The organism is Microvirga sp. BF8, assembly GCF_059888585.1.
This window is the reverse complement of sequence record NZ_CM187619.1, coordinates 1,321,505-1,347,110: the sequence shown is the minus strand read 5'-3', so window position 1 is coordinate 1,347,110 and position 25,606 is coordinate 1,321,505. Positions and strand designations below refer to the sequence as shown.

Sequence of the window (25,606 nt, the reverse complement as noted above, 5' to 3'; positions counted from 1 at the left end):
TTGTTCTACTACGCATCGAAGATCGTCTGGTTTTTCGCGACGCCGTCGAACCTGCTTGTCAGCCTCATCCTCATCGGCATCGCCCTCGGCTTCACGCGCCGGGGGCACCGCCTCGGAATAGGACTTGCCCTCGTCAGTACGGCCGCGACGGCAGCCTTCGGCCTGTTGCCCCTTTCGAACGCTCTCCTGAGCCCGCTGGAGGACCGGTTTCCGGTATTTCGCGACGACGGCAGGCCCGTCGACGGGATCATCCTTCTCGGCGGAGCCGTCGACGCCTCCGGTTCCCTCTCGCGTGGGAGCCTCGTCGCCAATGAATCCGCCGAGCGTTTGCTCGATACCATCACCCTCGCCTATCGCTATCCCAAGGCAAGGATCCTGATCTCAGGTGGCGGCGGAACCGTTTTCGGGGACGGGACAGCGGAAGCGCCGGTCATCGCGGATTTCCTCAAAGGTGCCGGCATCGAACCGGACCGCATCGTCATCGAGGATCGCTCGCGTACGACGGCCGAGAATGCCGGGTACTCGCGGGAGCTCATCGACCCCGAGCAGAGCGGGCGCTGGCTGCTCGTCACATCCGCCTGGCACATGCCCCGTGCCATCGGCGCCTTTCGCAAGGCAGGGCTGGACGTGGTACCCTATCCCGTCGATTTCCGAACCGTGGGGTCGGAAGACACCCTGCGTCCCTTTGCTTCCGTCTCTGATGGCCTTCGCAGGCTTGATGTGGCCGCGAAGGAATGGGCGGGCCTCATAGGCTATTATGCGGCGGGCAAAACTTCCGCGCTGCTCCCAGCGCCCTGATCAAACCTTGGATGGAACCGTCAGGCGATAGATGCCTCTGAAATCGTCCGGGTCGACCGGACGCCCCTTGCGGAGGATGAGAACACGCCCCTCCTTCATAAGCCGCACCGCCGTCTGGCGAACCGGCTGCATCAAGGGTCCCCAGCCCTCCGGCTTGTCTCCGCCCAAGGCCCGCGCGACGTCCGTGGGATCGACGGTCTTCCCCTCGCCGCGCGCGGCGACCAGAGCCAGCATCACCTCTTCAAGTTCCTCAGCCGTTGCCTTGTGTGCCATCGCCCCTGCCCAGTGCCGCCAATCGGGCGTCCGAAATGAACTGGCGCCGCCACATCACATAGAGCACGCAGGCTGTCGCCGCCATGAAGAGATAAGCGTGCACGAACCATCCGAGATAGGCCAGGGAAAAGAAGAATGCGCGCTGGCCGCGGTTGAAATGCTTTCCCGCCACGACATTCATGGCCGCCGCCTGCCGGGCTGCGAAAGCCGCCTCCTCCCGATTTCGGTCGTTGAGCACGGGAATCGCCCCGACCATGATCGCCATGTAGTTGAACAGCCGATAGGACCAGGCGAACTTGAAGAACGCATAGACGAAGATGACTGCCATTCCGATCACCTTGACCTCCCAGGTGAGCGGCGTCGTCGAGGATCCGAAGGGCAGCGTCGCGAAGACCGGCAGAACGGCATCGGCCGAGCGAAGGAGTGCGAGCACGCCTCCGACGGCGATCAGCGAGGTCGACGCGAAGAACGCCGTTCCGTTCATGAGCGACCCCATGATCGTCGTATCGACGACGCGATTCTCCCGGATCACCGTTTGCTCCATCCAGCGAAAGCGATAGGCGTTCATCATCGCGTTCAGGCTTTTTCCGCCAGCTTGCGTCATTTCCACGGCGGCGTGGTAGCCAAGCCAGGCCAGAATGAAGAAGGCCAGCGCCACGACATCGAGAACGGTGAAACCCAGCACGATCGTCTCCGGTTGACTCTTTCCCCATCATGCCCAGTTTTGTCGAAGCTTGAAACAGAGGGTGGGCTCATGCCTCAGAAAATCACGCACGGCTACAAGGCCATGCTCGACGAGGCGAATGCGAGGATCGAGACCCTGACGGTCGAGGAGGCTATCGCCCGTCATGGCCGGGACGACACCGTCTTCGTCGATCTTCGCGATCCGCGGGAGCTCAATCGCGAGGGGCGGCTGCCCGGCGCGCTGCATTGCCCACGCGGCATGTTGGAATTCTGGATCGATCCCGAGAGTCCCTATCACAAGCCCGCCTTTGCGCAGGACAAGACCTTCGTTTTCTTCTGTGCTGCGGGATGGCGGTCCGCGCTTTCCGCCGCCACCGCCCAGGATATGGGACTGAAACCGGTGGCCCATATCGAGGGTGGCTTCGCGGCCTGGAAAAAAGCGGGCGGACCGGTAGAGACGTCACACGACGACGGCCGTTAGACCGTTCCGCGCACCTCGAAACCCGTCGTTCCGTCGAGGATGATGTCCTCGTTCCCGACCGGCTCGATCCGCTCCACCACGGCGCCACGCGGCCCCTGGCGGCAGGTCGCCAGCATTGCCTCGATGCGGTCGTCTGGCCCCGAGATGACCACTTCCACCGTCCCGTCACGCCGGTTGCGGACCCAACCGTGCAAGCCATGGAGTTCCGCCTGGTGATGGGTCCAGGCGCGGAAGCCGACCCCTTGAACCCGTCCATGAATGATGAGGTGCAGGATGCGATTCGGCATGGATCCTCAGCGGTGGGCAAGGCGCGCGTCGGTATGGCGGCCAGCGTAATCTTGATCGAGCCTGGAGATGATCCTTTCCGCATTCTGCGGGTCCACGCGGCGCAGGATTTCGTCCAGCTTCGCCTCCATTCGGTCATCGCCCTCCTTCGACTGCGGCGATCCCACATAGAGCAGGATGGCAAGGCCGCCAACCTGCCAGAGCAGCTGGAGGAATTCGGATTGCCAGTTTTCGAGCGTATCCCGCATCATCTCGACCGTATAGTCGGAGACCTGGACAGGTTGCGAGTGAGCGCGCTGTTCGTTCACATAGGCGAACCATCCGAAGAGCCAGTGACCAGCCAGAGAGATCGCGAAGAAGCCCAGCGTGACCCAGGCATAGCCGTACTGTTTCCAGAGAGACCCGCTCTTTGTATTCATCCGAGAACCTCACACGTAACGGCGACTCAACGCCCGCGTGCGGCAAAGGTTCTGTCGGGCATGCCTGGCCGTTGACGAGGGATCAGATCTCGCGGAACTTGCCGAGCGACCCGGATGGCGCGTCCCAGCGCGGACGAACTTTGGGGATCTCGGCGGACTCCGATGCCTGCGAGCTATTCGGAAGCCAGCGCCGAAGGTCCCGGATGTGGTCCAGAGGCAGCCCAGCCTCTTCCGCCGACCTCACGACACCTTCCATATAACCGGGCCGGGGTGACCCGGGTGCCTGGGTACGGCCGATATAGAGCATGGCCCGGCGCGGCCCCTGGCCGACGAGGATGGGCTGGATGACCTTGGTGTAGAGGCCCGTCGCAAGGCTCTCGTAGCGGTCGAGAGCCGATACGTCGGCCAGGGCGAGTTCCCAGAGCAATCCCCATACCGTTCCATGCGGATCGCGCATGACGGAGGCGTAACCATCCCTGGAAACAAAGAACCGGTGGCGCATGAGCCGCCCCGGACCGATCACCCTCGAGGCGGGGCAGCGCCGGGCCATGGCAGCCCGGTCCATGTTGGATCCGTAGGCGAAATAGAGCGGCATGGCGATGCTTCGTTCCGGAATCCGGTTCAGGCGAATTCCATGATCACCGCATCGACGGCAAGGCTGTCGCCTTCCTTCGCGTGGATCTTGGACACGGTGGCGTCGCGCTCGGCACGCAGCACATTTTCCATCTTCATGGCCTCGACGATGCAGAGGGGCTCGCCCACCTTCACCTCCTGACCGACCTTGACGGACACCGCCTTCACGAGACCCGGCATCGGGCAGAGGAGCTTTTTGCCGGTATCGGCCTCGACCTTCTCCGGCATCAGGAGCGCGAGCTCCGCCTCGCGGCGTGTATAGACCCGCACCTCGGCGGACGCTCCCGCATGGGCGAGCATGAAACCGTTCAGGATCGAACGCACCTGGACCGCGATGTGTTCGCCGCCCACTTGGCCGCGCCAGACGGGCTCCCCCGGCAACCAGGCCGACGAGACAGGCCACGCCTGTCCATCGATGACCACGGCGATGCCGCCGTCGATATCCTCGATGAGGGCATCATAGCGCTCGTGTCCGACCAGAACGACCCGCTCACGGTCGAACCGGACCGCGGATTGCGGCCGCATCTGGCCCGAGATCCGCCGCTTGCGTTCGTTGAACAGATGATCGACGGCGGCAGCCACGGCGACGATTCGGCGGGCGACCTCGCCGGCCGGCTGGATAGCCTTGAAGCCCTGGGGAAACTCCTCCGCAATGAAGCCGGTCGAAAGACGCCCATCCCGCCAGCGCGGATGCTGCATGAGCGCGGAGAGGAACGGAATGTTGTGGCGGATCCCCTCGATGGCAAAGGCATCGAGGGCTTCGGCCTGCGCGGCGATGGCCTTCTCGCGGGTCGGGGCATGGGTCACGAGCTTGGCGATCATCGGATCGTAGTAGATCGAGATCTCCCCTCCTTCGTAAACGCCAGTGTCGTTTCGCACGGTCACGCCGCCAGACTCGCCCTCGTGCGGTGGCCGATAGAGGACGAGCCGGCCGGTGGACGGCAGGAAGTTGCGCACCGGATCCTCGGCATAGATGCGGCTTTCCACCGACCAGCCGTTCAGCTTCACGTCGCTCTGGGCGAGCCGCAGCTTTTCCCCTGCGGCCACGCGGATCATCTCCTCGACAAGGTCGATGCCGGTGATCATTTCGGTCACTGGATGCTCGACTTGGAGGCGGGTGTTCATCTCGAGGAAGTAGAAGGACTTGTCCTGCCCTGCCACGAACTCCACCGTACCGGCCGAGTCGTACCCCACTGCCTTCGCCAGCGCGACGGCCTGCTCGCCCATGAGGCGGCGGGTGGCCTCGTCCAAAAGCGGCGACGGCGCCTCCTCGATGACCTTCTGGTTGCGACGCTGGATCGAGCACTCGCGCTCACCGAGATAGATCACGTTGCCGTGCTTGTCGCCGAGCACCTGGATTTCAATATGGCGCGGGTCGGTGATGAACTTTTCGACGAAGACCCGGTCGTCGCCGAAGGACGATGCCGCCTCGGACTTGGCGCGGGCGAAGCCCTCCGCGACCTCGTCGGACGAATAGGCGATGCGCATGCCCTTCCCGCCGCCACCGGCGGAGGCCTTGATCATGACGGGGTACCCGATCTCGTCGGCGATCTTGACGGCGTGCCCGGGGCTTTCGATGATGCCTAGGAAGCCTGGAACGGTCGAAACATTCGCGGCCGCCGCGGCCTTCTTCGATTCGATCTTGTCGCCCATTGCGGCGATGGCGCCGGGATTGGGGCCGATGAAGACGATTCCGGCCTCGGCCAGCGCCTTGGGAAAAGCCTCCCGCTCGGACAGGAACCCGTAGCCCGGGTGAACGGCCTGGGCGCCAGTCTGCTTGCAGGCCGCGACAATCTTGTCGATGTCCAGGTAGGACTGAGCTGCGGCAGCCGGACCGATATGAACGGCCTCATCGGCCATTTCCACGTGCAAGGCATCCCGGTCGGCGTCGGAATAGACCGCCACCGTCTTGATGCCCATACGCTGGGCCGTCTTGATGACCCGGCACGCAATCTCGCCCCGGTTGGCGATCAGGATCTTGTCGAACATGAGCCCTCGAACGCTTCCACCCAACTATTGTTGCTCCCATCCGTTACTGCACATCCGCGCGTTCGGGAAGCGGAGCTTGGTCAGCATTTCGTCTGGCAGCACAAGTCAGGTCAGGCAGCGATGCTCTGCTGGCGCTCCTGATGGCGTCCGCGCATGATGAAATCGAGCAGCGCGGCACCAACATTCAGCGATTGGTCGAGAACGGCATAGGCGATGCTCATCGCTGTCTTTGTCGGACCGCAGACATCGAGCACGGTCGCCAGCCAGAGGGAGTCGTCGTGCTCGACGGTCCCTGCGGACTCCCGGCGTCGGATCACGAAATCGACCACGATGGACGTGAGGAAGGGCCCCCAGCTTTCATCCGCGGCAATGGACCGGTCGAGTCCCAGAAGAGATTCCGCTTCCCTTTTACTTGACAGTCCATGCTTCAGAATGTCGTCCCGAAGCATTTTCACGTCGTCGGCCGAAATGAACTGCCGGTCGATTGCGCTTTCGATGAAATGCCGAAGATCAGCGCTCATCATCTGTTTGACTCCTCCCGACTTTTCGCGACGCCGGTTACCTTCCTGTTCGCAACGACTGTCACACGACGGGAGAACCCAAACCGTTAACAGGACATGCTGATCTTCCATTGAGGTTAAGCGATGTTGAGGCTTTTTGGTTGCTGGATTCTTGCCAGCCCCTTTCGCAAGGACGCAAATAAAATCCATCTCCGGCATCAGTAACATTGCATTTACGCAATATTACCTTTCCGGCATGGGCCGTCGGCCTTCGCCCTCCTATCTCACGGTCCTGCGGATCGCCGATCCGCCCACCGAATGGAGCCGATCATGGGACGTCACGGCATTCACCACGTTACCGCTATTGCCGGCCCAGCCCGCCGCAACGTCGATTTCTATACCCGCATTCTCGGCCTGAGACTCGTAAAGAAGACGGTCAACTTCGACGACCCCGGCACGTATCATTTCTACTACGGCAACGAATCCGGCGATCCCGGCTCGATCCTGACCTTCTTCCCCTGGGAGCACGCAGCGCCGGGCCGTGCTGGCGTGGGTTCCACACAGGAAACGAGCTTCCGCGTGCCGGAATCCTCCATCGGCTTCTGGACGCACCGCCTGCTCGAGAAAGGCGTCGTTCATCATGCTCGCGAAAGGCGTTTCGGACAGAGTGTCCTCACTTTCAAGGACCCCGACGGCACCAGTCTTGCCCTCGTCGGTACTGCGAGCCCTGGGGACGGGGCGCCCCGAACCGGAGAAGTTCCGGCAGAGGCCGCCATCCAGGGACTGGACGGTGTAACGCTCCTGGTCGAGGATGCCGAGCGGACGGGCGCCATTCTCACGGACGTCTTCGGCTTCCGTGAGACGGCCCGGGACGGTTCGCTCATCCGCTACGAGGGCGATGCCACCATCGGCGGAAAGGTCGATATCCGCGGGGCGCGAGGATTTCTGCCCGGACGCCAAGGCGCCGGCTCAGTCCATCACGTGGCGTTCCGCGCCGCAGACGACACTGCCCAGGCTAGGATGGTGGAACGTCTCGCCGAGCAGCACGGCATCCGGGCGACGGAGCAACGCGACCGTAATTATTTCCGGTCGGTCTATTTCCGCGAGCCTGGTGGTATCCTGTTCGAGATCGCGACCGACGAGCCTGGATTCACATTCGATGAGCCGAAGGAGCGGCTCGGGCACGACCTTAAACTGCCCGCCTTTCTCGAACCGCGCCGCAGCGCCATCGAAACCGCGCTGCCCGAGCTGACATAAAAGCTGTCACGTCCGTTCCCTCGGGACAGAGGGAGAAAGTCAGACCATGAGCGAGCTGTCCTTCATTCACCGTTACGTGCCCGCGACCAAACCGGGCCATCCACCGTTGCTGCTGCTTCACGGCACAGGCGGCAACGAGGACGATCTGGTGTCTCTGGGCAAGATCTTTGCTCCCGGCGCGGCCATCCTCTCACCGCGGGGCAAGGTGCTCGAGAACGGCATGCCCCGTTTCTTCCGGCGCCTCGCAGAAGGTGTCTTCGACGAGGCCGACGTCAAATTCCGGGCCAATGAGCTTGCCGATTTCGTCGTGGAAGCGCGGCAGGCCTATGGACTGGAGGCACCGATCGCGGTCGGCTTCTCGAACGGGGCCAACATCGCAGCCGCCATACTGATGCTCCGGCCGGACGTTCTGGCCGGAGCCGCGCTGCTGCGAGCCATGATGCCTTTGAGCGATGCGCCCAAGCCGGACCTGACGGGCAAGCCCGTGCTGATGATTTCGGGACAGCTCGACCCCATCGTCCCGGAGGACAACGCAGCCAGACTTGCGGCCGAGCTCACCGCTGCCGGGGCCCTGGTGAACCATCGAATCCTGCCTATCGGCCATGGGCTGTCGCAGCAGGATCTCTCATTCACGCAGAACTGGCTTCTGAACAGGTGAGGCCTTGCATCGTTCCGGCCGGCCTTGTGGGTCGCGCCGGAACGAAAGGCTGCCTACAACGGAATATTGTCGTGCTTCTTCCAGGGCCGCTCGATCTCCTTGGCGCGCAACATCGCCAGCGCGCGGGCGATCCGACGCCTCGTCGAATGCGGCATGATCACCTCGTCGATATAGCCGCGCTCGGCTGCCACGAACGGCGACATGAAACGGTCCTCGTATTCCTTGGTGCGAGCCGCAATCTTTTCCGGATCGTTCAGGTCCTGCCGGAAGATGATCTCGACCGCGCCCTTGGCGCCCATGACGGCAATCTGCGCCGTCGGCCAGGCATAGTTGACGTCGCCGCCCACATGCTTGGAGGCCATGACGTCATAGGCCCCGCCAAAAGCCTTTCGCGTGATCACCGTCACCAAAGGCACGGTCGCTTCCGAATAGGCAAAGAGGAGCTTGGCGCCGTGCTTGATCAGCCCGCCATATTCCTGCGCCGTGCCGGGCAGGAAGCCGGGTACGTCCTCGAACGTGACGATCGGGATATTGAAGGCGTCGCAGAAGCGCACGAAGCGCGCCGCCTTGCGCGAGGCGTCGGCATCGAGCACGCCCGCCAGAACCATCGGCTGATTGGCCACGAAGCCGACGGACTGCCCTTCGATGCGCCCGAACCCCGTGATGATGTTGCGGGCGAAGGCCTCCTGAATCTCGAAGAAATCGCCCTCGTCCACGACCTTCAGGATCAACTCCTTCATGTCGTAGGGCTTGTTGGGATTGTCGGGGATCAGGGTGTCGAGGCTCTCGTCCACCCGGTTGGGGTCGTCGTAGCTCGGCCATTCCGGCGCGCCGTCGATGTTGTTGGATGGCAGGAAGTCGATCAGGCGACGCATTTGCAGCAGCGCCTCGACATCGTTGTCATAAGCCCCGTCCGCCACTGAGGATTTGGTGGTGTGGATCTTAGCCCCGCCGAGTTCCTCCGACGTGACCGTCTCGTTGGTGACGGTCTTTACCACCTCGGGTCCGGTGACGAACATGTAGGACCGGTCGCGGACCATGAAGATGAAGTCGGTCATGGCCGGCGAATAGACGTCGCCGCCGGCGCAGGGTCCCATGATCAGAGAAATCTGCGGGATCACACCGGAGGCGATGACGTTGCGCTTGAAGACCTCGCCATAGCCCCCCAGCGCCGCCACGCCCTCCTGGATGCGGGCGCCGCCTGCATCAAAGAGACCGATGATCGGCGCGCGCATCCTGAGCGCCATGTCCTGGACCTTGATGATCTTCTGGGCATGAGCCTCCGAAAGGGAGCCTCCGAAAACCGTGAAGTCCTTGGCGAAGACGAAGACGGCGCGCCCGTTGACCGTCCCCCAGCCCGTGACCACGCCGTCGCCGGGGATCTTGGCCTTGTCCATGCCGAAATCCGACGAGCGGTGCTCGACGAACATGTCGAACTCCTCGAAGGAGTGGCTGTCGAGCAAAAGCTCGATGCGCTCGCGGGCGGTAAGCTTGCCGCGCCCATGCTGCGCCTCGATGCGTTTGGCGCCGCCGCCGAGCCGGGCCTGGGCCCGCCGATCTTCAAGCCGTTCGAGGATGTCTTTCATGGGGGATACTCTGGACGTCTGAGAAGGTGGGTTGGCTTAGCATAGCCGGATAGCGACGAGAAATTCCACCTTCGGCTGCCGTATCAAGCACCCTCGGTCCCGGCCTTCCATGAAAGGCCTCTCAGAGTTGCGCCAGGCGGAAAGCCTCCGACGCGGCCAGGAAATCCCTGTGCCGCCGCTCCCGGCGCTCAGATGCCTCGGAGTCTTCTCCCCAGACGCTCTCCTGGAAAAACTCGTCGACATGGGCAGCCCGCCAGGCATCCTCCGCCGTGATCTCTCCGGAGATATGAGCCAGGGCGAGCAGGACCGAACCGGACAGGCTGGTCATGACATGCAGTGCGGCGAGGGCAACAGGCGAGCTGATCTCCTCGACGGCCCGGCGGATCGCGGCGATGGCGTCTTCCGGCTGAGAAACGTGCATGACACCCTCCGCCAGGGCAAAGCGCGCGCCGTGACGGTCGCGCACCCAGGCGAGGATCGGATCCCAGGCCGCATTCTGGGCCTGCGCCAGGCGTTCGGGCTCGCTCATGCGGTAATAGAGAAGATCCGAGCCCGCATAGCGGACGAGATCGTCGACGACCTCCGCCATCCGTGGGGTAACACCATCGATGGCGGAATTCACGATCCGCGTGATCGGCATGGACGACGGATCGATCTCGGTCGCCTGCCCGGCCCATTCCGCGGCGATGGCCTCGGCAAGGGGCCGGGACGGGACCGCCAGGGGCTGCTTGCCCGGGGTCCGCGCGCGCCGCCCGTCGAGGACAAGGGCATGGAGGCCGCCGCCCTCTTCGACGCCGGCCTCCTTGTAGAACCGTTTCGGCAGCGTCGGCTTCATGCCGGTTTCGGCCGCACGCATCGGGTTCGGCGCATCCGCCGGGGGAAACCAATCGTTGTCGCTCATGACCGTCAGATAAGGCCTCAGGCCGCGCTGGGCGAGGGCTGCGCAAGGAAACGGCCGAGCGCGCCTTCAAGTTCACGATAGGAATGAACGATGTGGCGGGCCCCGGCCTCGGTCAGGGAGGCCACCGGCTGGAAGCCCCAGGATACGCCGATCGGGAGAACACCGGCCGACCGCGCCATGGCCATGTCGAAGCTCGAATCGCCGATCATCACCGTATCCTGTGCCGTGGCGCCGACCTCCCCCATTGCCTGGAGGATCATGGCCGGGTGCGGCTTGGATGGAGCGTCGTCTGCGGTCTGGATCGTTGAGAAGCGATCGTGCCAGCCGTGCAGGTCCAGGAAATGCGTGACGCCACGCCGGGATTTGCCTGTGGCGATGCCGAGAAGAGCGCCACTTTGGTCCTCAAGCCACTTCAGGCATGAGGACGCGCCCGGAAAAAGCGGCTCCGCATTGGTCGGATCGGCCCGCAGCGATCCGAAGGCGTCCTTATAGGCCTGGACCATGTCATCGACAGGCCCTTCCGGCCCGACGAGGACGGTGAAGGCCTCGACCAGGGACAGGCCGACAATCGACAAAGCCCGTTCCCGCGTCGGTGGCGGGAGGCCGACGGCCGCGAACGCCCTGTGCTGGGCGGCGACGATGATGTTCTGGCTGTCGACCAGCGTGCCGTCGACATCGAAGATGACAAGTTTCAAGACCGCGTTCCGTTTCGTGGCCGCCGGGCAGCGGCCGTCGCTATTTCCCGTGGCAGAAAGGCAGGAAAATGGCCGTGTCCTCATGCACGGGCGCGGCGGCACACGTCAAGAATAAGCAGCCCGAAGGTCCAGCGTGCTCCGCTCCCCGATTGCCTGAAAATTGTCCTCGAGCCATTGGCGCGCGGCGGCGCGACCCAGGTCCTTCAACTCCATGAAGAAACTCCATCGTGCATCGAGGCGCGAGGAGGCCGCAAAATCGTCCAGCTCGCGATTGCCATGGATCCGGTGCATCAAAACCCGCTTGTAGTTGGTCGTCGAGAGCTTGCCCTGATCGATGAGCCGCATAACGAACTCGATGGTTCTAAGCTCATGCAAAAGGTTGGCGTTGAAGGTGATTTCCGTCATGCGGTTTTGGATTTCCTGTGCGGTCCGGGGCGTCGAGCGGCGCTCTATCGGATTAATCTGGACCAGCAGGATGTCGTCCGTCCGCGTTTCGTAGAACAGCGGGAAGAGCGCGGGATTGCCCATGTAGCCGCCATCCCAATAGGGCTCGCCGTCGATCTCGACCGCCTTGAAGATCATGGGGAGGCAGGCCGAAGCCAGCACATGGTCGACCGTTAACTCTTCGCGATTGAAGATCTTGATCTTCCCAGTCCAGACATTGGTGGCTGCGACGAAGAGCTTTGCCTCTTTGCAGGCACGGACCTGCTCGAAATTGATCAGCCCGCTCAGGGCGTCCTTCAGAGGATTGATGTCGAGCGGGTTGAAGTCATATGGGCTCGCCATGCGCGACCACGCGTCGATCCAGGATCGGGTCGGGGAGCCGTCTGGCGTCCAATAGGTCAGGAAGCGGTCGAAGAGCGATCTCTGGATCGGAGATAGCACTCCATCGAGGCTGACCTGCTTCCAGAATTGGCTCAGTTGCGCTCGTGCCCCCTCCACGCCGCCCTCGAGCCAGCCTTCGAAGAGGACCACAGCGTTCATGGCGCCTGCACTGGCGCCGGTGATCGCCTCGATCGCGAGGCGGCCATCCTCCAGGATATAGTCGAGCACCCCCCAGGTGAAGGCCCCGTGGGCCCCTCCTCCCTGGAGCGCGAGAGCGACTGTTTTCTCGGCCTTCGGGCCCGCCAGACCACGGGGGCCGCTGGTGAGGTATCCTGCGCGGCCGGTCATGACATGTTCCTCCCGAGGTTTCGGCGGGCCGAGCAGGCTCTTTCGGCGCAGCGCATCCGTACCTTATCCGAGACGGCTCCGCGCGAGAAATCGGCTGTCGGCGGTGCGTCGGTCCGGCTTCTTTCCAAAAGGAAAGTGAAGCATTTCCAACTCCCGTCAAAGGTCAGACCGACTGTAAGACTGGATTAACTTCAAGGCCCTAGATCTCGCAAACAGCTCGATACAAGGAACGACTATGCAGGACGATACTTCCCTTTCGGAGAGGCTCCGCTTTCTCGGCATCGATGAGGAGGCCTGCCGGGAAATTCGGTCCCTGTGGCCGATCATTTCGCCTGCTCTGCCCAGCATCCTCGAACGCTTCTATGCGCATGTCCGTAAGGTGCCTCGACTTGCGGCCCTCATCGGCTCTCAGCAGGAGCGCCTCATCGGCGCCCAGTCGCAGCACTGGGGCAGGCTCTTCAGCGGACGATTCGACAAAGAGTATGTCGACAGCATCCGCCGCATCGGACTCGTGCACAACAAGATCGGGCTGGAGCCGCAATGGTACATCGGCGGCTACGCCTTCGTCCTCAACGAGCTTGTGCAAGCTCTGTCCGCAAAGCACCGGTTCAGCGGCAATACGCTCGCCCGCAAGATCGCCTTGGTGAACAAGGCCGTCATGCTCGATATGAATTATGCGATTTCCGTCTATCAGGAGGCCCTGATCGAGGAGCGCCAAAGGCGGGGTGCTGAGCTCTCCGAAGCCATCGACTTCTTTTCCGGCGCCGTGCAGGCAAGCCTTCGCATCTCCGGCGAAGCCAGCGAGGCCCTGTCGGCCAGCGCCTCGACCCTTGACGTGGCGACCGGCGCCGCCAGCGCCCTCGCCGGCGAAGTGACAAGCAGTGCCGAGCATACGGCGCTCAACCTGCAATCCGGCGCGTCCGCCGCAGAGCAACTGGCTGCTTCCGTCCAGGAAATCGGCGAACAAGCCAGTCGCTCCGCCGACGTGGCGCGCCACGCGCTGGAAGGCGCGCACCGGTCCAAGGAGTCGGTAGCCAGCCTTGCCGAACAGGCCAGGGAAATCGGTGACGTGGTGGAGCTGATCGATCAGATCGCCGCCCAAACCAACCTCCTAGCCCTCAATGCGACCATCGAGGCTGCTCACGCTGGAGAGGCGGGCAAGGGTTTTGCGGTTGTGGCGCAGGAGGTCAAGGCCCTCGCGACGCAGACTGCCAAGGCCACCACCGAGATCGGCTCGCGCATCACCGCGATCCAGAATGCGACGCAAAAGAGCGCAAGCGAGATCGAGGACATCGCCCGTGTCGTCGCTCAGGTGAGCGAAATCGCTACCGCCATCGCCGCCGCCGTCGAGGAACAGGCCGCAGTCACCTCCGACATAGCTATGAACGTGCAGCAGACGAGCGGGCATACACAGGCAATGGTGCAAAGCATCGAGACGCTGAACGGCTCGACTGCATCGGCGGCCGAGGCGGCTCTGAAGGTCTCGCAGGCGAAGGAAACCCTCGATCAGCAACTGGCAAGGCTGCGCGAGGATATCGACCGCTTTCTCGAAACCGCGCGCGCCGCTTGAGACCGATGGGGTTCGAGGGGAGGCAGCGCTGGCGCTGCCTCGTCCCTAGGCCGTATGCGCGACGCCGACCATCCGCTGCTCGAGGCGTGCCTTCACCTCCGGCCATTCGTCGCTCAGAATGCTGTAGACCACCGTGTCGCGCACATGCCCGTCAGGCATGATCATGTGTCGGCGCAGGATGCCGTCGAGGGACGCGCCCAGGCGCTCGATGGCGGCACGGGACTGATCGTTGAGGCGGTGAGTGCGCAATTCCACAGCATTGCACCCGAGAACCTCGAACGCGTGCCGGAGCATCAGGAACTTGGCGTGGGTATTGACGAAGGAGCGCTGCCAGGAGCGGGCAATCCAGGTCGTGCCGATTTCGACCCGGTGGTTCGCAGCATCGATATTCATATAACGGGTCGAGCCGACGACCTCGTTCCCATCCCGGACCACTGTCGTGAAGGGAAGTGCCAGTCCGGCCGCCTGAAGCTCGAGGGCCTTCCTGACATAAGGCTCAAAATCCTCCGGCCGGGGCACGGTTGTGGTCTTCTTCTCCCATAAGGAGCCGTCCTTGGACGCCTCCGCTAGGGCAGGCACGTCATCGAGGCTCATGGGCCGCAGGATCAGGCGGTCGGTCGCAAGGGTGACCGGCTCAATATGAAGCATGGTGTGGCAGCCTTCTCAACTGCTGCTTTGTCCCTCATCGAGATCCATCAGGCAACAGCCAAAGGCGCCGATCAGGAGACCCGGAGGTCTCCTGATCATGGAGTGTCGTCGGCCGACCCGTCTTCTGCGTCAGGTGAACAGATAGACGAAGCCGGGCAAAGTCATGGCCAAGCCTGCCAGAGCCCACGCGCCAGCCACCGGACGCCAGCCGGTTCCGTCCGTGGTGTTGCGCAGACGCTGGGCGAAGGAAGCCGATTCCATCGTGCGGCCGCTCAGGCAGGAGCACAGGGCATAGTGCGCCTGGCCATCGGAGAGTTCGAAGAAGTTCATGGCATCGCCGAGTCGGTCGCTGGCGAGCCCTTCAGCCTTCAGAACAGGGTCCTCAAAGGCGACGGAGAGGGGGGAATCGTCTACGCGGATCAACGCTCGTTCTGCTGGCGGCTTGTACTCGATTTCACCAAGTGAATTCAGTCGACGCGTGGGGTTCCGCTCGAGAAGCTCGACCCAACGCTGTAGGCGCTCCTGCCGAGTCATCGACCTCGGCTGAACATCGGCTACGCTACGGAGCTGATCAAGATGCTTATGTTCCATCGATCTTTCTCCTTGCAATGGCCCGGCCTGCCACAAGGACTTGCCGAGACGACCTATGCTGCACCCACGGCGCGGCAAAAGTGCGACTACGAGAAGAAAGATTTTAAGAATTGTGACGCGCGTTAATCCTCGGGCGCATCGACGATCGGGTCATAGCGACCGGTATCGAATCCAAGAAGGTTGAAGCTTTGCTGCATATGCGGGGGCAGCGGAGCAGTAACATCGATCGGTTTGCCGGTTCTGGGATGCGCGATCACGATGCGTCGAGCCAGAAGATGCAGCTTGTTCTGGATGCCGCCCGGCAATTCCCAGTTCTCGATGTCGAAATACTTCGGGTCTCCGACGATCGGATGGCCGATATGGGCCGTATGGGCGCGCAGCTGGTGCGTCCGTCCCGTGACCGGCTTGAGCGACATCCAGGCGAGCTTCTGCGCCGCTGTCTCCACGACCGCATAATAGGTGAGTGCGTGGCTCGCTCCCTCGTCGCCGTGGCGCGCGACCCGCATCCGGGAATCGCCCTCCTCTCCCTCCTTCGCAAGATAGGTGGAGATCCGCCCCTGTCGGACCCGCGGCACGCCGGCCACAAGTGCCCAGTAGATCTTGCGGGTCGTGCGGGAACGGAAGGATTTCGCCATGGTCGACGCGGCGAACCGCGTCTTTGCAATGACGAGGCAACCTGCGGTGTCCTTGTCGAGACGGTGTACGAGCCGGGGCCTCTGTCCCTCGTCGTCACGCATGGATTCGAGAAGCTGGTCCACGTGACGCGTGGTGCCGGACCCACCCTGCACGGCGAGCCCCATGGGCTTGTTGATGATAAGGACGTCCTTGTCCTCGTAGAGAGTAATCGACTTCAGGAAGTCCCGGTCGCCCTGCTCCTTCACGGTGCTGCGCGCCACGAGCTTCGGCTGGTCGAGCTTGAGCGGCGGAATACGGACCTTCTGTCCGGCCTGCAGGCGGTCGTTCGGCTGTGCCCGTTTGCCGTCGACGCGCAGCTCGCCCTTGCGGACGATGCGCTGGATATGAGTGAAGGCGAGCTGCGGGAACCGCGCCACCAGGAAACGGTCGACACGCATGTCGGCCTCATCGGGTTCGACCACGAGGGTCTGGACGCCGGTCGCCAACGTCTCCTGCGCTGCCGCCTTGGCCTCGGCACGCGTCGGCCGGCGCGGCGCCTCCGCAGCCGGCTTTGTGCGCGACGCGGCCGGCGGCCGTTCCTTTGCCGCCGCGGGCTTTGCAGACCGCGGCTTCTGGGTATCGCCTGGGCGCGCGCGCTTGCTCTCGCGAGAGGGAACCCTCTCCCGCATCCCCGACCGTCCGCCGCGGGCGCCGTTTCGTCCTGAACCGCTCTGTCTCATGAAACAGTGGGTAACAGAGCGCGGCGCGGGCGGCAATCGAGGCTTCGGGAGGTCGGACGGGTCCCGCAGCGTCCTCTCACGGGGCCGCCGCCCCGATTCAGGCGTTCAATCCCCCGTCGACCGTAAAGCCGGCTCCGGTGATTTGCCGACTTTGCGGACCGGCGAGGAATGCGACCATCGCCGCGATGTCGTCGGCAGTCCCGTAATGGCCGACCGACATGAGGGTCCGCTGTCCCTCCGCCTGGGGGCCGTCCGCGGGGTTCATGTCCGTGTCGGTCGGACCGGGATGGACGATGTTGACGGTGATGCCGCGCGGGCCCAGTTCCCGGGAGAGTCCCTTCGTCAGGGAGATCAAAGCGGACTTGCTCATCGAATAGACCGTGACACCCGGCTTCGTGACGCGCTCCGCCAGGCAGCTGCCGATATTGATGATGCGGCCACCCTCGCCGAGATGCGCCAGTGCAGCCTGGGAAGCGAGCACAACCGAGCGGATATTGACCGCGAGTGTCGCGTCGATGTCCTCGACACTCATGGCCTCGAATGGTCCGCCCCGGGCAATTCCGGCATTGTTGACGAGGATGTCGAGACCGCCCAGGCCACTGGCGGCCTCCTGCACCGAGCGTCGAACCGCATCCGGATCGGCGCTGTCGGCGGCAATTGCAAAAGCGCGCCGCCCCAGCGCCTCGATGTCGCGGACAACCCCGGCGGCCCGATCCGCCGAGCGTTCATAGGTGATTGCCACATCTGCCCCGTCCCGCGCCAAGGTCTTCGCGATTGCTGCCCCGATTCCCCTGCTCGCACCTGTCACCAGCGCGCGCCTGCCAACGAGATACGTCATGTCTGCATCTTTCTGTAATGATCGATATAAAATAGGTGATCCCCTTGTTCCAAGCTGTCAACAGAATTATGTGTTGATCGATACAGAAAGATCGATATGGCCGAACGAGGACGCCCAAGAAGCTTCGACCGCGCCGCCGCCCTCACAGCGGCAATGCGGCTCTTTTGGCAGAAAGGCTTCACGGCAACCTCCATGTCAGATCTGTGCAGCGCCATGGGGATCGGCTCGCCGAGCCTCTATGCGGCGTTCGGAAGCAAGGAGGATCTCTATGCGGAGGCGCTCGGCCACTACGAGTCCGTTGTGAAGCCGCTGATCTGGCGTCCTTTGGAGGAGGCCACGACGGCTCGCACAGGAATCGAGGGCTTCCTCCTGGCTTCCGCCACGGCCCTCGCCTCTCCCAACGGCCCGGGTGGATGCATGGTGACGCTCTCCGCCGTCGCGAACGAGGGCTGCGATCGTCTCGGCGCCATGGTCGTGGAGGCCCGCGCGCGGGGACTTGCCGCCATCGAGGCGCGGCTCGCCCGTGCCGTGAACGAGGGCGACTTGCCGCCTACTGTCGACAAGACGGCGATGGCCCGCTTCTACCTCAGCGTCCAGCAGGGAATGTCGATTCAGGCCCGCGATGGAGCCAGCGCCGAGGACCTTCGGGCCATCGCCCACGCGGCCATGGCCGCATGGGACAGCCTGATCCGTTGAACGAAGGCCTGCGCCGCGTCAGGCAGCGACGCTGCGCACCAGTGCCAATCCGGCAACAAGGCCTGCGAGTGAGAGGAGGACCGAAGCGGCGACATAGCCTGCGGCGAGCCCTGCCTCACCTCGCTCCCAGATAAGAATGGCATCGAGGGAAAAGGCGGAAAAGGTCGTGAAACCGCCGAGAACTCCCGTCGTCAGCAACAGGCGCACAGGCTGGCTCCAGCCCGCCCCGGCCCTGAAGGCCAGCCATCCGGCGAGCGCGCCCATGAGGAACGACCCGACAATGTTCACCACGAGGGTTCCCCATGGAAATCCAATCCCGCAATAGCGGGCACATCCGAGATTGACCCCATGCCGGAGGGCGCCGCCGATCCCGGCGCCGAGGAAGACGAGGAGATAGGAAGTCATACGATCAGCCCCCTGCGAAGCGGCACTGGGAAACATTCACTTGTTCTGCCGCTCCACCCTCAGCCGCGCCCACCAGTCGAGCCTCTTCCTGATCTCCCGTTCAAAGCCGCGGTCGACCGGTTCGTAGAAGGTCTGAGGCTCGAGCTTCTCGGGCCAATAATCCTGCCCCGAAAATGCGTCGGGCTCATCATGATCGTAGCGGTACGTCGCCCCATACCCAATGTTCTTCATCAGCTTGGTGGGTGCGTTGAGGATTGTCTTCGGCGGCATGAGGGAGCCCTTCTCCTTCGCTACCCGCGTCGCCGCTTTGAAAGCAGTGTAGACCGCATTCGATTTCGGTGCGGTCGCCAGATAGACCGTCGTCTGCGCCAGAGCCAGCTCACCTTCAGGTGAGCCCAGGAAGTCGAAGGCATCCTTGGCGGCATTCGCGACGACGAGGGCCTGCGGATCGGCAAGGCCGATATCCTCTACCGCCATGCGCACCAGCCGGCGGGCGATGAAGAGTGGATCCTCGCCGGCATCAAGCATGCGGGCCAGATAGTAGAGGGCCGCATCCGGATCGGAACCGCGGATTGTCTTGTGCAGAGCCGAAATCAGGTTGTAATGCCCCTCCTGCCCCTTGTCGTAGATCGGGGCACGGCGCTGGATGATGTCCTGCATCTGCCCCGCATTGAAGATCTCCCCCGGCTTCGCCGAGCGCCATACCTCCTCCGCCAGGGTCAGGGCCGCACGGCCATCACCATCCGCCATGCGTACGAGAGAGGCCCGCGCCTTTTCATCGACCGGCAGGGGCTTTTCCGAGACTTCCTCCGCCCTCAGCAGGATTTTCCGGATAGCTTCCTCGTCGAGCGACTTGAAAATGAGGACCCGTGCGCGGGAGAGAAGCGCTGCGTTGAGCTCGAAGGAGGGATTTTCCGTCGTGGCGCCGACGAGCGTGATCGTGCCGTCCTCCATCACCGGAAGAAAGGCATCGAGCTGTGCCCGGTTGAAGCGGTGAATCTCGTCGACGAAAAGCAGTGTGCCTCTACCCGTGGAACGGCGGCCCCTCGCGGCCTCGAAGACCTTCTTGAGATCGGCGACTCCGGAAAAAATCGCCGAGATCTGCTCGAAATGAAGGTCCGTCTCATGAGCGAGGAGCCTTGCCACCGTCGTCTTTCCGGTGCCGGGAGGACCCCAGAAGATCAGTGAACCGAGGGTTTTCGAGGCGATCAGCCGCGTCAGGATACCGTCCGGACCGACGAGATGATCCTGGCCCACGACCTCCGACAGGGTCGTCGGTCGCATCCGGTCGGCCAATGGCCGCGGTGCGTTCTGGTCGAGGCCGGCGGAGGAGAACAGGTCGCTCATAGGAGGTTACGATGCCGCATTCCGGATCCGAGCCCGAATCCGTGGGAGAGAGCACAAGGACTCATCGGCCGAGAACGGTGGTGAAGATCCTTCCGCCCCTGTTGATCGTGATCTCCCAGTAGCCATTCCCACGCCTTCCCAGCCGTTCCACGTCCTTTGTCGAGGCCAACCGTTCGCCGTTGACGGCGACAATCTGATCCCCCTTCTGGAACCCGAGGCTGGCGGCGACGCCATTCTCGTCCAGATCTGCCACGACCACCCCATCGTCGGAAATATCGACCTGCAGTTCCTCGGCAACAGCGGGCGACATGTTGACCAGCGTCGCGCCGGAAAGCGGCGAGCGGCTCGTCACCTTGACGGGTTCACGCGGAGGAATTTCCGGCGGCGGCAGGAGTTTGACCTGCAGGTCCATCCGCTTGCCGTTTCGCAGGATTGTCAGGGGCGTCTGGCCTTGCGTGCCTTTCAGCGTGAACCGATAGCCGAAGGCATCGGGGTTATCGATGACCTGGCCGTCGACAGCAAGGATGGCATCCCCACGCTTCAAGCCGGACTCGGCGGCGGGTCCCTTGTCATAGACGGACGTGACGAGGACGCCGGTCGGGCGTGGCAGGCCGATGCTCGTGGCGATCTCGCCGTCAACCGCCTGCAATCGGGCGCCGAGCCAGGGCCGAACCACATTGCGCGCGCCGCTGCGGGCCGAGTTCAGCACCACCTGGACCATGCTCGAGGGAATGGCAAAGCCGATGCCGATATTGCCGCCCGAACGGGAGAAGATTGCCGTATTGATGCCGACCAGACGGCCGTTCATGTCGATGAGCGCGCCGCCCGAATTGCCTGGATTGATGGCTGCATCAGTCTGAATGAAGAACTGGTAGTCGGTCACGCCGACCTGGGTGCGGGCAAGGGCGGAAACGATGCCCTGGGTCACTGTCTGCCCGACCCCGAAGGGGTTTCCGACCGCCAGGACGAGATCGCCGACCTGGAGCGCCTCCGAATTCCCAAGTTCGAGCACCTGAAGATCACCGGAGTCCCTCAGCTTGAGCACGGCGAGGTCACTGCGCTGGTCGCGCAGCAGAATGTCCGCTTCGAACTCGCGCCGATCCGCCAGCGCCACCTTCACCTCGGTCATGTTCTCGATCACATGATTGTTGGTGATCACGAGACCGGACGGATCGACGATGACACCGGAGCCGAGAGAGGTCTGTGAGCGGCCAGGAGGCACGCTGGGCCCACTGCCATCCCCGAAGAAGCGCCGGAAGAACTCTTCCATGGCAGCATTCTGGCGACGCTCGGACCGGGTGGCATAGACATTCACCACTGCGCCGGACGTGCGGCGGACGATGGGCGCGAATGAGAGCTGGATCTGCGCCTGGCTGTCCGGCACGGCCCGGTTCTGGGACGGCGTCTGGGCATGGGCGCCAACCGCCCCGAGAACGGCCAGGGCGGCAGCGATGAGCGAGCGGCGGAGGGAGACTGGGCACATGCTGGCGAATCCGTTCGGGCAAAGTGAGGCTTGATAGAACGTGGGTGCGAAACCTTCAAATTCCAGGACTACCGCCCATGGGTCCACAGAAGCTTCGCCAGCAAAAAGGGCGGCCCCAAGGACCGCCCTTCTTGAAAACCATTGGAGCCGGAAGGCTTACTCGGCTGCCTCGACGATCTCTTCCCGCTGTGTCGGGCCCGAATCCTGGCCGCGCGCATCGACGTCGCGGTCCACGAACTCGATCACAGCCATCGGGGCATTGTCGCCAAAGCGGAAACCGGCCTTGAGGACGCGGGTGTAGCCGCCCTGGCGGTCCTGATAGCGCGGTCCGAGGACGGCGAAGAGCTTCTTCACCATGTCCTCGTCACGAAGCTGCGACATCGCCTGACGGCGGGCGTGAAGATCACCGCGCTTGCCGAGGGTGATCAGCTTCTCGACGACGGGACGCAGGTCCTTCGCCTTGGGAAGGGTGGTGACGATCTGCTCGTGCTTGATCAGCGCAGCCGCCATATTGGCGAACATGGCCTTACGATGCTCGGACGTGCGGTTGAACCGACGGCCTCTAAATCCGTGACGCATGGCTTTCTCCTTGATCTTCCGGCCGCCGTGCCAAGGGTCGGCCGTCCTTCTTTATGGCGAGTGGCGGAAAGTAAGTGGCGAACGGTTGCGATCCGTTCGCCCTTCCTATTCCCCATTCACCGCTCAGTAATGCTCTTCGAAGCGCTTGGCGAGATCTTCGATGTTCTCCGGCGGCCAGCCGGGCACGTCCATGCCGAGATGGAGGCCCATGGAAGCCAGGACTTCCTTGATCTCGTTGAGCGACTTACGACCGAAGTTCGGGGTGCGGAGCATTTCCGCCTCGGACTTCTGGATCAGGTCGCCGATATAGACGATGTTGTCGTTCTTCAAGCAGTTCGCCGAACGGACCGACAGCTCGAGCTCATCGACCTTCTTGAGAAGCGCAGGATTGAACGGCAGCTGCGGCGCAGCGGCGGCGGCCTCTTCCTTGCGGGGCTCCTCGAAGTTGACGAAGACCTGGAGCTGATCCTGAAGGATGCGCGCGGCGTATGCCACTGCGTCCTCGGGGGTCACGGCGCCGTTGGTCTCCACCGTCATGATGAGCTTGTCGTAGTCGAGAATCTGGCCCTCACGGGTGTTCTCGATCCGATAGGACACCTTCTTCACCGGGCTGTAGAGGGAATCGACCGGGATGAGACCGATCGGAGCATCCTCGGCGCGGTTGCGCTCGGACGGAACGTAGCCCTTGCCGGTATCGACGGTGAACTCCATGCGGATCTCGGCGCCCTCGTCGAGGGTGCAAAGCACCAGTTCCGGGTTCAGGATCTGCACGTCACCAACGGTATTGATGTCGCCTGCCGTCACCAGACCGGGGCCGGTCTTGCGAAGCGTCATGCGCTTCGGACCCTCGCCCTGCATCTTGATGGCGATGGTCTTCACGTTGAGGACGATATCCGTCACGTCCTCGCGGACGCCCGGAATGGAAGAGAACTCGTGCAGCACGCCGTCGATATGAATCGACGTCACCGCCGCGCCCTGGAGGGACGACAGCAGCACGCGGCGCAGGGAGTTGCCGAGCGTCGTACCGAAACCGCGCTCGAGGGGCTCGGCCACAACCGTCGCAATGCGCTTCGGATCGTCGCCGGGAGCGACTTCGAGCTTGTTGGGCTTAATCAGCTCTTGCCAGTTCTTTTGGATCACAACCACACCTCTTGAAGGTACGGCTTGAAGGGAGGCTTGAAACCTACCCTTGAAACCGGGATGCGCGTGGGCGGACCCACGCGCTGGATGACCTTAGACGCGACGACGCTTGCGCGGGCGGCAGCCGTTGTGCGGGATCGGCGTCACGTCACGGATCGAAGTGACCGTGAAACCAGCCGACTGGAGCGCCCGAAGAGCGGATTCACGGCCGGAGCCGGGACCTGAAACCTCGACCTCCAGGGTACGCATGCCGTGCTCGGCAGCCTTGCGGGCCGCATCCTCAGCTGCAACCTGAGCCGCATAGGGAGTCGACTTCCGCGAGCCCTTGAAACCCATCGCGCCGGCCGAGGACCAGGAGATGGTGTTGCCCTGGGCGTCGGTGATCGTGATCATCGTGTTGTTGAACGAGGCGTTCACGTGGGCGACGCCGGACACGATGTTCTTGCGTTCGCGACGGCGGACGCGGGTAGCTTCTTTAGCCATATGTCAGAATCCTTCAAACGCGCCCGTCATGCCAGGCGCTCGGGAGCAAAGGGCCACCGTTGCCGGTGGCCACGGGAAATTACTTCTTCTTGCCGGCGATCGGCTTCGACTTGCCCTTGCGGGTGCGGGCATTCGTGTGCGTACGCTGGCCGCGGACCGGCAGCGAACGGCGATGACGAAGGCCACGATAGGCACCGAGATCCATCAGGCGCTTGATGTTCATCGAAACTTCGCGGCGCAGATCGCCTTCCACGATATAATCGCGGTCGATCGTCTCGCGGATCTGCAGCACCTCGGCGTCGGTCAACTGGTTCACGCGGCGCTCGGCCGGGATGTTCACCTTCTCCACGATCTCCTGGGCCTTCTTGGCCCCGATGCCGTGGATGTACTGAAGCGCGATCACGACGCGCTTGTTGGTCGGAATGTTGACGCCTGCAATACGGGCCATCGTCCATCTCCATGTGGCGAAGCTTTAGGCTTCGGTGGCGTTATCGCGCGTCCGGTGGAGGCCGGCCCTTGCGCGGGTTGTGAGAACACGACAATACGGAGCGGCCCCTGTCGAAGCCCTCCGGATCGCGTCTTCTTTTGCGAGAACCGGTTCCCTAGCGTATTGGGGAAGGCACGTCAAGGGATTTAAACTCCTTCATTAAAGCCATCTGCGTGTCGCAGCAGAAGTCATGTTCTCTTCTTGTTCTCCTCTGAATCATTAAATGATACTGCGTTCCGGAAAAATGTGTTGATGCGAGAGCATGATGTCTCGGCTTACACGCTTCCGAAGAGAGATGGTCCGCTTGCAGTCGGATTTAGCTCTGCTTCGCGGCCAAGTCGAAGAAGTCCGGCTACGTCGCGTTATTGAGCGACGCTATGATCCTCATCAGCCTCGCATACCAACTGGGTCGCTGGAGCGGTGAAGGCGGCACCCTATCAAGGCAGTTTCCTGAATCTTTATATGAGTGAAAGCCCCAATCTCAGGCAGGCAAATCTCTTGTCATTCCGGCTACTTCTCGCAGGAAAGAAAGAGAGTGCGAAGTTCTATTAGAGAGAGATCTATTCCTATGCGGGCCAGTAGATCGCAGAAATTGTTACAGGCAGGCGAATGCCCGTTATGCCGCGTGTCTGAACGGAGATCCAAGACCCCAGCTCAACTGCTGAGTTTTAGATATGCTTATCGCAAAGCGAAACCTTGAATATGCAACAAGGGATGGTGCGACCACCCCCATTCCAATTTGCTTGTTTGCCCCCAAAGAAAGCAATGGAGACTGGCGCTGCCGCTACGCGATCGATTGGCGGGATGGCCGGCAGGAGGAGGCCGGCTACGGTGTCGATGCCATGCAAGCCCTGATCCTGACCTCACAGATGATCGGCACTCGCATCTATTGCAGCGATTAGCACAAGACCGGCAGGCTTTGTTTCGAAAAGCCCGCAAGCGGGTACGATTTTCCGGCCCCGAAGAACCTAAGGGATCTCCTGATCGGCGATGATCCTCGCTTCGAGGGCTGAATTGCAGGGGCTCGAATGGCCCCTGCCCTCATCGGCCGAGGATGGTTTTGACCGCCTCGGTGACGTCGTCGATGGGCTTCATGCCGTCGACGGTCTTGAGGTGCCCCTTCCCGGCATAATAAGCGGAGAGCGGTGCAGTCTGCTTCCGGTAGGCCTCGAGCCGGGTCTTGAACACGTCCGGGTTATCATCCTTGCGGACGGGCTCGCCGCGGGCCTCGGTCTCCTTGGCGCGCTTGACGATCCGGTCCACGAGTTCGACCTCGTTGACCTTGAACTCGATGACTGCGTCGAGCTTGAGGCCCTTCTCGGCAAGCATCGCATCGAAGGCTTCGGCCTGGGCGACCGTGCGCGGAAACCCGTCGAGGATGAAGCCGGCCTTGGCATCCGGCTCCTCGATCCGGTCGGCAATGATGCCGACGACCACGTCATCCGACACCAGATCGCCGCGATCCATGATCTCCTTGGCCTTCAGGCCAACCGTGGTTCCGGCGGCCACCGCCGCCCGGAGCATGTCGCCTGTCGAAAGCTGGGGAATACCCAGCCGCTCGACCATGCGCACGGCCTGAGTGCCTTTTCCGGCCCCCGGCGGCCCCAGCAGAATGATTCTCATCGACGTCCCCCTGACTTCGTCGACAGTCC

30 protein-coding genes are annotated in these 25,606 nt (G+C 62.9%); 7 read left to right on the top strand and 23 right to left on the bottom strand.

The genetic code is table 11. The annotated features are described in order from the left end of the window. Nucleotides 1–798 (top strand): YdcF family protein, encoded by a 798-nt coding sequence (locus AC522E_RS06475; protein WP_500749555.1) that lies wholly within the window; start codon nucleotides 1–3, stop codon nucleotides 796–798. Here the strand turns inward: AC522E_RS06475 and AC522E_RS06470 are convergent, their stop codons facing one another. Both AC522E_RS06470 and AC522E_RS06465 read right to left on the bottom strand, forming a co-directional pair. Further along, nucleotides 799–1,071: a DUF3253 domain-containing protein gene (locus AC522E_RS06470; RefSeq protein ID WP_500749554.1), complete on the bottom strand. Its 273-nt coding sequence runs from the start codon at nucleotides 1,069–1,071 to the stop codon at nucleotides 799–801. It lies immediately after the preceding gene. Continuing rightward, complete coding sequence (locus AC522E_RS06465) at nucleotides 1,049–1,756, bottom strand: DUF599 domain-containing protein (protein ID WP_500749553.1); 708 nt, start codon at nucleotides 1,754–1,756, stop codon at nucleotides 1,049–1,051. Before AC522E_RS06465 ends, AC522E_RS06470 begins: the two co-directional genes overlap by 23 nt. Nucleotides 1,757–1,825: 69 nt before the next feature. Between AC522E_RS06465 and AC522E_RS06460 the strand changes: the two genes are divergently transcribed. Continuing rightward, on the top strand, nucleotides 1,826–2,236 hold the full coding sequence (locus AC522E_RS06460) for a rhodanese-like domain-containing protein (protein ID WP_500749552.1): 411 nt from the start codon (nucleotides 1,826–1,828) through the stop codon (nucleotides 2,234–2,236). Here AC522E_RS06460 and AC522E_RS06455 read toward each other — a convergent pair. From AC522E_RS06455 to AC522E_RS06435, 5 genes are all read right to left on the bottom strand, one after another. Beyond that, complete coding sequence (locus tag AC522E_RS06455) at nucleotides 2,233–2,523, bottom strand: acylphosphatase (RefSeq protein WP_500749551.1); 291 nt, start codon at nucleotides 2,521–2,523, stop codon at nucleotides 2,233–2,235. The two genes, AC522E_RS06460 and AC522E_RS06455, sit on opposite strands and share 4 nt — an antisense overlap. Before the next feature lie 6 nt (nucleotides 2,524–2,529). Then, a complete protein-coding gene (locus AC522E_RS06450; RefSeq protein WP_500749550.1) occupies nucleotides 2,530–2,940 on the bottom strand; it encodes a DUF6766 family protein in 411 nt (136 codons plus the stop codon). A gap of 82 nt (nucleotides 2,941–3,022) precedes the next feature. Further along, nucleotides 3,023–3,535, bottom strand: a complete 513-nt coding sequence (locus tag AC522E_RS06445) for a gamma-glutamylcyclotransferase family protein (protein ID WP_500749549.1) — start codon at nucleotides 3,533–3,535, stop codon at nucleotides 3,023–3,025. A gap of 26 nt (nucleotides 3,536–3,561) precedes the next feature. After that, the gene (locus tag AC522E_RS06440) at nucleotides 3,562–5,562 is read right to left on the bottom strand and encodes an acetyl-CoA carboxylase biotin carboxylase subunit (RefSeq protein WP_500749548.1); all 2,001 of its coding nucleotides are present in this window, start codon (nucleotides 5,560–5,562) and stop codon (nucleotides 3,562–3,564) included. A 110-nt stretch (nucleotides 5,563–5,672) separates the two neighbouring features. Then, entirely contained in the window at nucleotides 5,673–6,086 is a 414-nt protein-coding gene (locus AC522E_RS06435; RefSeq protein WP_500749547.1) for a hypothetical protein, read from the bottom strand. A 306-nt stretch (nucleotides 6,087–6,392) separates the two neighbouring features. Here AC522E_RS06435 and AC522E_RS06430 point away from each other — a divergent pair, with 306 nt between their 5' ends. Both AC522E_RS06430 and AC522E_RS06425 read left to right on the top strand, forming a co-directional pair. Then, nucleotides 6,393–7,319: a ring-cleaving dioxygenase gene (locus AC522E_RS06430; protein WP_500749546.1), complete on the top strand. Its 927-nt coding sequence runs from the start codon at nucleotides 6,393–6,395 to the stop codon at nucleotides 7,317–7,319. Nucleotides 7,320–7,365: 46 nt separating this feature from the next. Next, on the top strand, nucleotides 7,366–7,977 hold the full coding sequence (locus tag AC522E_RS06425) for an alpha/beta hydrolase (RefSeq protein ID WP_500749545.1): 612 nt from the start codon (nucleotides 7,366–7,368) through the stop codon (nucleotides 7,975–7,977). A gap of 53 nt (nucleotides 7,978–8,030) precedes the next feature. On the opposite strand, the gene AC522E_RS06420 is transcribed toward AC522E_RS06425, so the two are convergent. From AC522E_RS06420 to AC522E_RS06405, 4 genes are all read right to left on the bottom strand, one after another. Next, a complete protein-coding gene (locus AC522E_RS06420; RefSeq protein ID WP_500749544.1) occupies nucleotides 8,031–9,563 on the bottom strand; it encodes an acyl-CoA carboxylase subunit beta in 1,533 nt (510 codons plus the stop codon). A 121-nt stretch (nucleotides 9,564–9,684) separates the two neighbouring features. Then, nucleotides 9,685–10,464 (bottom strand): ATP12 family chaperone protein, encoded by a 780-nt coding sequence (locus AC522E_RS06415; RefSeq protein WP_500749543.1) that lies wholly within the window; start codon nucleotides 10,462–10,464, stop codon nucleotides 9,685–9,687. 17 nt (nucleotides 10,465–10,481) lie between these two features. Then, entirely contained in the window at nucleotides 10,482–11,159 is a 678-nt protein-coding gene (locus AC522E_RS06410; RefSeq protein ID WP_500749542.1) for an HAD-IA family hydrolase, read from the bottom strand. Between the two features lie 105 nt (nucleotides 11,160–11,264). After that, nucleotides 11,265–12,332 (bottom strand): patatin-like phospholipase family protein, encoded by a 1,068-nt coding sequence (locus AC522E_RS06405; protein ID WP_500749541.1) that lies wholly within the window; start codon nucleotides 12,330–12,332, stop codon nucleotides 11,265–11,267. A 235-nt stretch (nucleotides 12,333–12,567) separates the two neighbouring features. Here AC522E_RS06405 and AC522E_RS06400 point away from each other — a divergent pair, with 235 nt between their 5' ends. Continuing rightward, the gene (locus AC522E_RS06400) at nucleotides 12,568–13,902 is read left to right on the top strand and encodes a protoglobin domain-containing protein (protein WP_500749540.1); all 1,335 of its coding nucleotides are present in this window, start codon (nucleotides 12,568–12,570) and stop codon (nucleotides 13,900–13,902) included. 45 nt (nucleotides 13,903–13,947) lie between these two features. Here AC522E_RS06400 and AC522E_RS06395 read toward each other — a convergent pair whose 3' ends face one another. The 4 genes from AC522E_RS06395 to AC522E_RS06380 form a co-directional block, all read right to left on the bottom strand. Continuing rightward, nucleotides 13,948–14,550, bottom strand: a complete 603-nt coding sequence (locus tag AC522E_RS06395; RefSeq protein ID WP_500749539.1) for a GNAT family N-acetyltransferase — start codon at nucleotides 14,548–14,550, stop codon at nucleotides 13,948–13,950. A 129-nt stretch (nucleotides 14,551–14,679) separates the two neighbouring features. Then, nucleotides 14,680–14,973 carry a hypothetical protein gene (locus AC522E_RS06390; protein ID WP_500749538.1) on the bottom strand — a complete coding sequence of 98 codons (294 nt, stop codon included), beginning with the start codon at nucleotides 14,971–14,973 and terminating at the stop codon, nucleotides 14,680–14,682. A 290-nt stretch (nucleotides 14,974–15,263) separates the two neighbouring features. Further along, entirely contained in the window at nucleotides 15,264–16,496 is a 1,233-nt protein-coding gene (locus AC522E_RS06385) for an RluA family pseudouridine synthase (RefSeq protein ID WP_500749537.1), read from the bottom strand. Between the two features lie 97 nt (nucleotides 16,497–16,593). Further along, nucleotides 16,594–17,334 carry a 3-oxoacyl-ACP reductase family protein gene (locus AC522E_RS06380; RefSeq protein ID WP_500749536.1) on the bottom strand — a complete coding sequence of 247 codons (741 nt, stop codon included), beginning with the start codon at nucleotides 17,332–17,334 and terminating at the stop codon, nucleotides 16,594–16,596. Between the two features lie 96 nt (nucleotides 17,335–17,430). On the opposite strand from AC522E_RS06380, the gene AC522E_RS06375 reads away from it, so the two are divergent. Then, nucleotides 17,431–18,030 (top strand): TetR/AcrR family transcriptional regulator, encoded by a 600-nt coding sequence (locus AC522E_RS06375; RefSeq protein WP_500749535.1) that lies wholly within the window; start codon nucleotides 17,431–17,433, stop codon nucleotides 18,028–18,030. Between the two features lie 18 nt (nucleotides 18,031–18,048). Here the strand turns inward: AC522E_RS06375 and crcB are convergent, their stop codons facing one another. From crcB to rpsM, 7 genes are all read right to left on the bottom strand, one after another. Further along, nucleotides 18,049–18,435 carry a fluoride efflux transporter CrcB gene (gene crcB, locus AC522E_RS06370; protein ID WP_500749534.1) on the bottom strand — a complete coding sequence of 129 codons (387 nt, stop codon included), beginning with the start codon at nucleotides 18,433–18,435 and terminating at the stop codon, nucleotides 18,049–18,051. Nucleotides 18,436–18,471: 36 nt separating this feature from the next. After that, entirely contained in the window at nucleotides 18,472–19,782 is a 1,311-nt protein-coding gene (locus AC522E_RS06365; RefSeq protein WP_500749533.1) for a replication-associated recombination protein A, read from the bottom strand. Nucleotides 19,783–19,843: 61 nt separating this feature from the next. After that, nucleotides 19,844–21,265, bottom strand: a complete 1,422-nt coding sequence (locus AC522E_RS06360) for a Do family serine endopeptidase (protein WP_500749532.1) — start codon at nucleotides 21,263–21,265, stop codon at nucleotides 19,844–19,846. Nucleotides 21,266–21,421: 156 nt separating this feature from the next. Next, nucleotides 21,422–21,844 (bottom strand): 50S ribosomal protein L17, encoded by a 423-nt coding sequence (rplQ, locus tag AC522E_RS06355; RefSeq protein ID WP_500749531.1) that lies wholly within the window; start codon nucleotides 21,842–21,844, stop codon nucleotides 21,422–21,424. Nucleotides 21,845–21,967: 123 nt separating this feature from the next. Next, on the bottom strand, nucleotides 21,968–22,990 hold the full coding sequence (locus tag AC522E_RS06350) for a DNA-directed RNA polymerase subunit alpha (protein ID WP_500749530.1): 1,023 nt from the start codon (nucleotides 22,988–22,990) through the stop codon (nucleotides 21,968–21,970). 87 nt (nucleotides 22,991–23,077) lie between these two features. After that, nucleotides 23,078–23,467 (bottom strand): 30S ribosomal protein S11, encoded by a 390-nt coding sequence (gene rpsK, locus AC522E_RS06345; RefSeq protein ID WP_091136316.1) that lies wholly within the window; start codon nucleotides 23,465–23,467, stop codon nucleotides 23,078–23,080. A gap of 79 nt (nucleotides 23,468–23,546) precedes the next feature. Beyond that, nucleotides 23,547–23,915, bottom strand: a complete 369-nt coding sequence (gene rpsM / locus AC522E_RS06340) for a 30S ribosomal protein S13 (RefSeq protein WP_500749529.1) — start codon at nucleotides 23,913–23,915, stop codon at nucleotides 23,547–23,549. Between the two features lie 713 nt (nucleotides 23,916–24,628). On the opposite strand from rpsM, the gene AC522E_RS06335 reads away from it, so the two are divergent. Beyond that, nucleotides 24,629–24,856: a DUF6968 family protein gene (locus tag AC522E_RS06335; RefSeq protein ID WP_500749528.1), complete on the top strand. Its 228-nt coding sequence runs from the start codon at nucleotides 24,629–24,631 to the stop codon at nucleotides 24,854–24,856. A gap of 139 nt (nucleotides 24,857–24,995) precedes the next feature. On the opposite strand, the gene AC522E_RS06330 is transcribed toward AC522E_RS06335, so the two are convergent. Beyond that, nucleotides 24,996–25,577 carry an adenylate kinase gene (locus AC522E_RS06330; RefSeq protein WP_500749527.1) on the bottom strand — a complete coding sequence of 194 codons (582 nt, stop codon included), beginning with the start codon at nucleotides 25,575–25,577 and terminating at the stop codon, nucleotides 24,996–24,998. Between the last annotated feature and the right edge of the window lie 29 nt (nucleotides 25,578–25,606).

Bases quoted from the DNA above. Each gene is read 5' to 3' on its own strand.
- AC522E_RS06470 (WP_500749554.1), bottom strand. From the start codon at position 1,071: ATGGCACACAAGGCAACGGCTGAGGAACTTGAAGAGGTGATGCTGGCT.
- AC522E_RS06460 (WP_500749552.1), top strand. From the start codon at position 1,826: ATGCCTCAGAAAATCACGCACGGCTACAAGGCCATGCTCGACGAGGCG.
- AC522E_RS06455 (WP_500749551.1), bottom strand. From the start codon at position 2,523: ATGCCGAATCGCATCCTGCACCTCATCATTCATGGACGGGTTCAAGGG.
- AC522E_RS06450 (WP_500749550.1), bottom strand. From the start codon at position 2,940: ATGAATACAAAGAGCGGGTCTCTCTGGAAACAGTACGGCTATGCCTGG.
- AC522E_RS06445 (WP_500749549.1), bottom strand. From the start codon at position 3,535: ATGCCGCTCTATTTCGCCTACGGATCCAACATGGACCGGGCTGCCATG.
- AC522E_RS06440 (WP_500749548.1), bottom strand. From the start codon at position 5,562: ATGTTCGACAAGATCCTGATCGCCAACCGGGGCGAGATTGCGTGCCGG.
- AC522E_RS06435 (WP_500749547.1), bottom strand. From the start codon at position 6,086: ATGATGAGCGCTGATCTTCGGCATTTCATCGAAAGCGCAATCGACCGG.
- AC522E_RS06430 (WP_500749546.1), top strand. From the start codon at position 6,393: ATGGGACGTCACGGCATTCACCACGTTACCGCTATTGCCGGCCCAGCC.
- AC522E_RS06425 (WP_500749545.1), top strand. From the start codon at position 7,366: ATGAGCGAGCTGTCCTTCATTCACCGTTACGTGCCCGCGACCAAACCG.
- AC522E_RS06420 (WP_500749544.1), bottom strand. From the start codon at position 9,563: ATGAAAGACATCCTCGAACGGCTTGAAGATCGGCGGGCCCAGGCCCGG.
- AC522E_RS06415 (WP_500749543.1), bottom strand. From the start codon at position 10,464: ATGAGCGACAACGATTGGTTTCCCCCGGCGGATGCGCCGAACCCGATG.
- AC522E_RS06405 (WP_500749541.1), bottom strand. From the start codon at position 12,332: ATGACCGGCCGCGCAGGATACCTCACCAGCGGCCCCCGTGGTCTGGCG.
- AC522E_RS06400 (WP_500749540.1), top strand. From the start codon at position 12,568: ATGCAGGACGATACTTCCCTTTCGGAGAGGCTCCGCTTTCTCGGCATC.
- AC522E_RS06395 (WP_500749539.1), bottom strand. From the start codon at position 14,550: ATGCTTCATATTGAGCCGGTCACCCTTGCGACCGACCGCCTGATCCTG.
- AC522E_RS06385 (WP_500749537.1), bottom strand. From the start codon at position 16,496: ATGAGACAGAGCGGTTCAGGACGAAACGGCGCCCGCGGCGGACGGTCG.
- AC522E_RS06380 (WP_500749536.1), bottom strand. From the start codon at position 17,334: ATGACGTATCTCGTTGGCAGGCGCGCGCTGGTGACAGGTGCGAGCAGG.
- AC522E_RS06375 (WP_500749535.1), top strand. From the start codon at position 17,431: ATGGCCGAACGAGGACGCCCAAGAAGCTTCGACCGCGCCGCCGCCCTC.
- crcB (WP_500749534.1), bottom strand. From the start codon at position 18,435: ATGACTTCCTATCTCCTCGTCTTCCTCGGCGCCGGGATCGGCGGCGCC.
- AC522E_RS06365 (WP_500749533.1), bottom strand. From the start codon at position 19,782: ATGAGCGACCTGTTCTCCTCCGCCGGCCTCGACCAGAACGCACCGCGG.
- AC522E_RS06360 (WP_500749532.1), bottom strand. From the start codon at position 21,265: ATGTGCCCAGTCTCCCTCCGCCGCTCGCTCATCGCTGCCGCCCTGGCC.
- rplQ (WP_500749531.1), bottom strand. From the start codon at position 21,844: ATGCGTCACGGATTTAGAGGCCGTCGGTTCAACCGCACGTCCGAGCAT.
- rpsK (WP_091136316.1), bottom strand. From the start codon at position 23,467: ATGGCTAAAGAAGCTACCCGCGTCCGCCGTCGCGAACGCAAGAACATC.
- rpsM (WP_500749529.1), bottom strand. From the start codon at position 23,915: ATGGCCCGTATTGCAGGCGTCAACATTCCGACCAACAAGCGCGTCGTG.
- AC522E_RS06335 (WP_500749528.1), top strand. From the start codon at position 24,629: ATGCTTATCGCAAAGCGAAACCTTGAATATGCAACAAGGGATGGTGCG.
- AC522E_RS06330 (WP_500749527.1), bottom strand. From the start codon at position 25,577: ATGAGAATCATTCTGCTGGGGCCGCCGGGGGCCGGAAAAGGCACTCAG.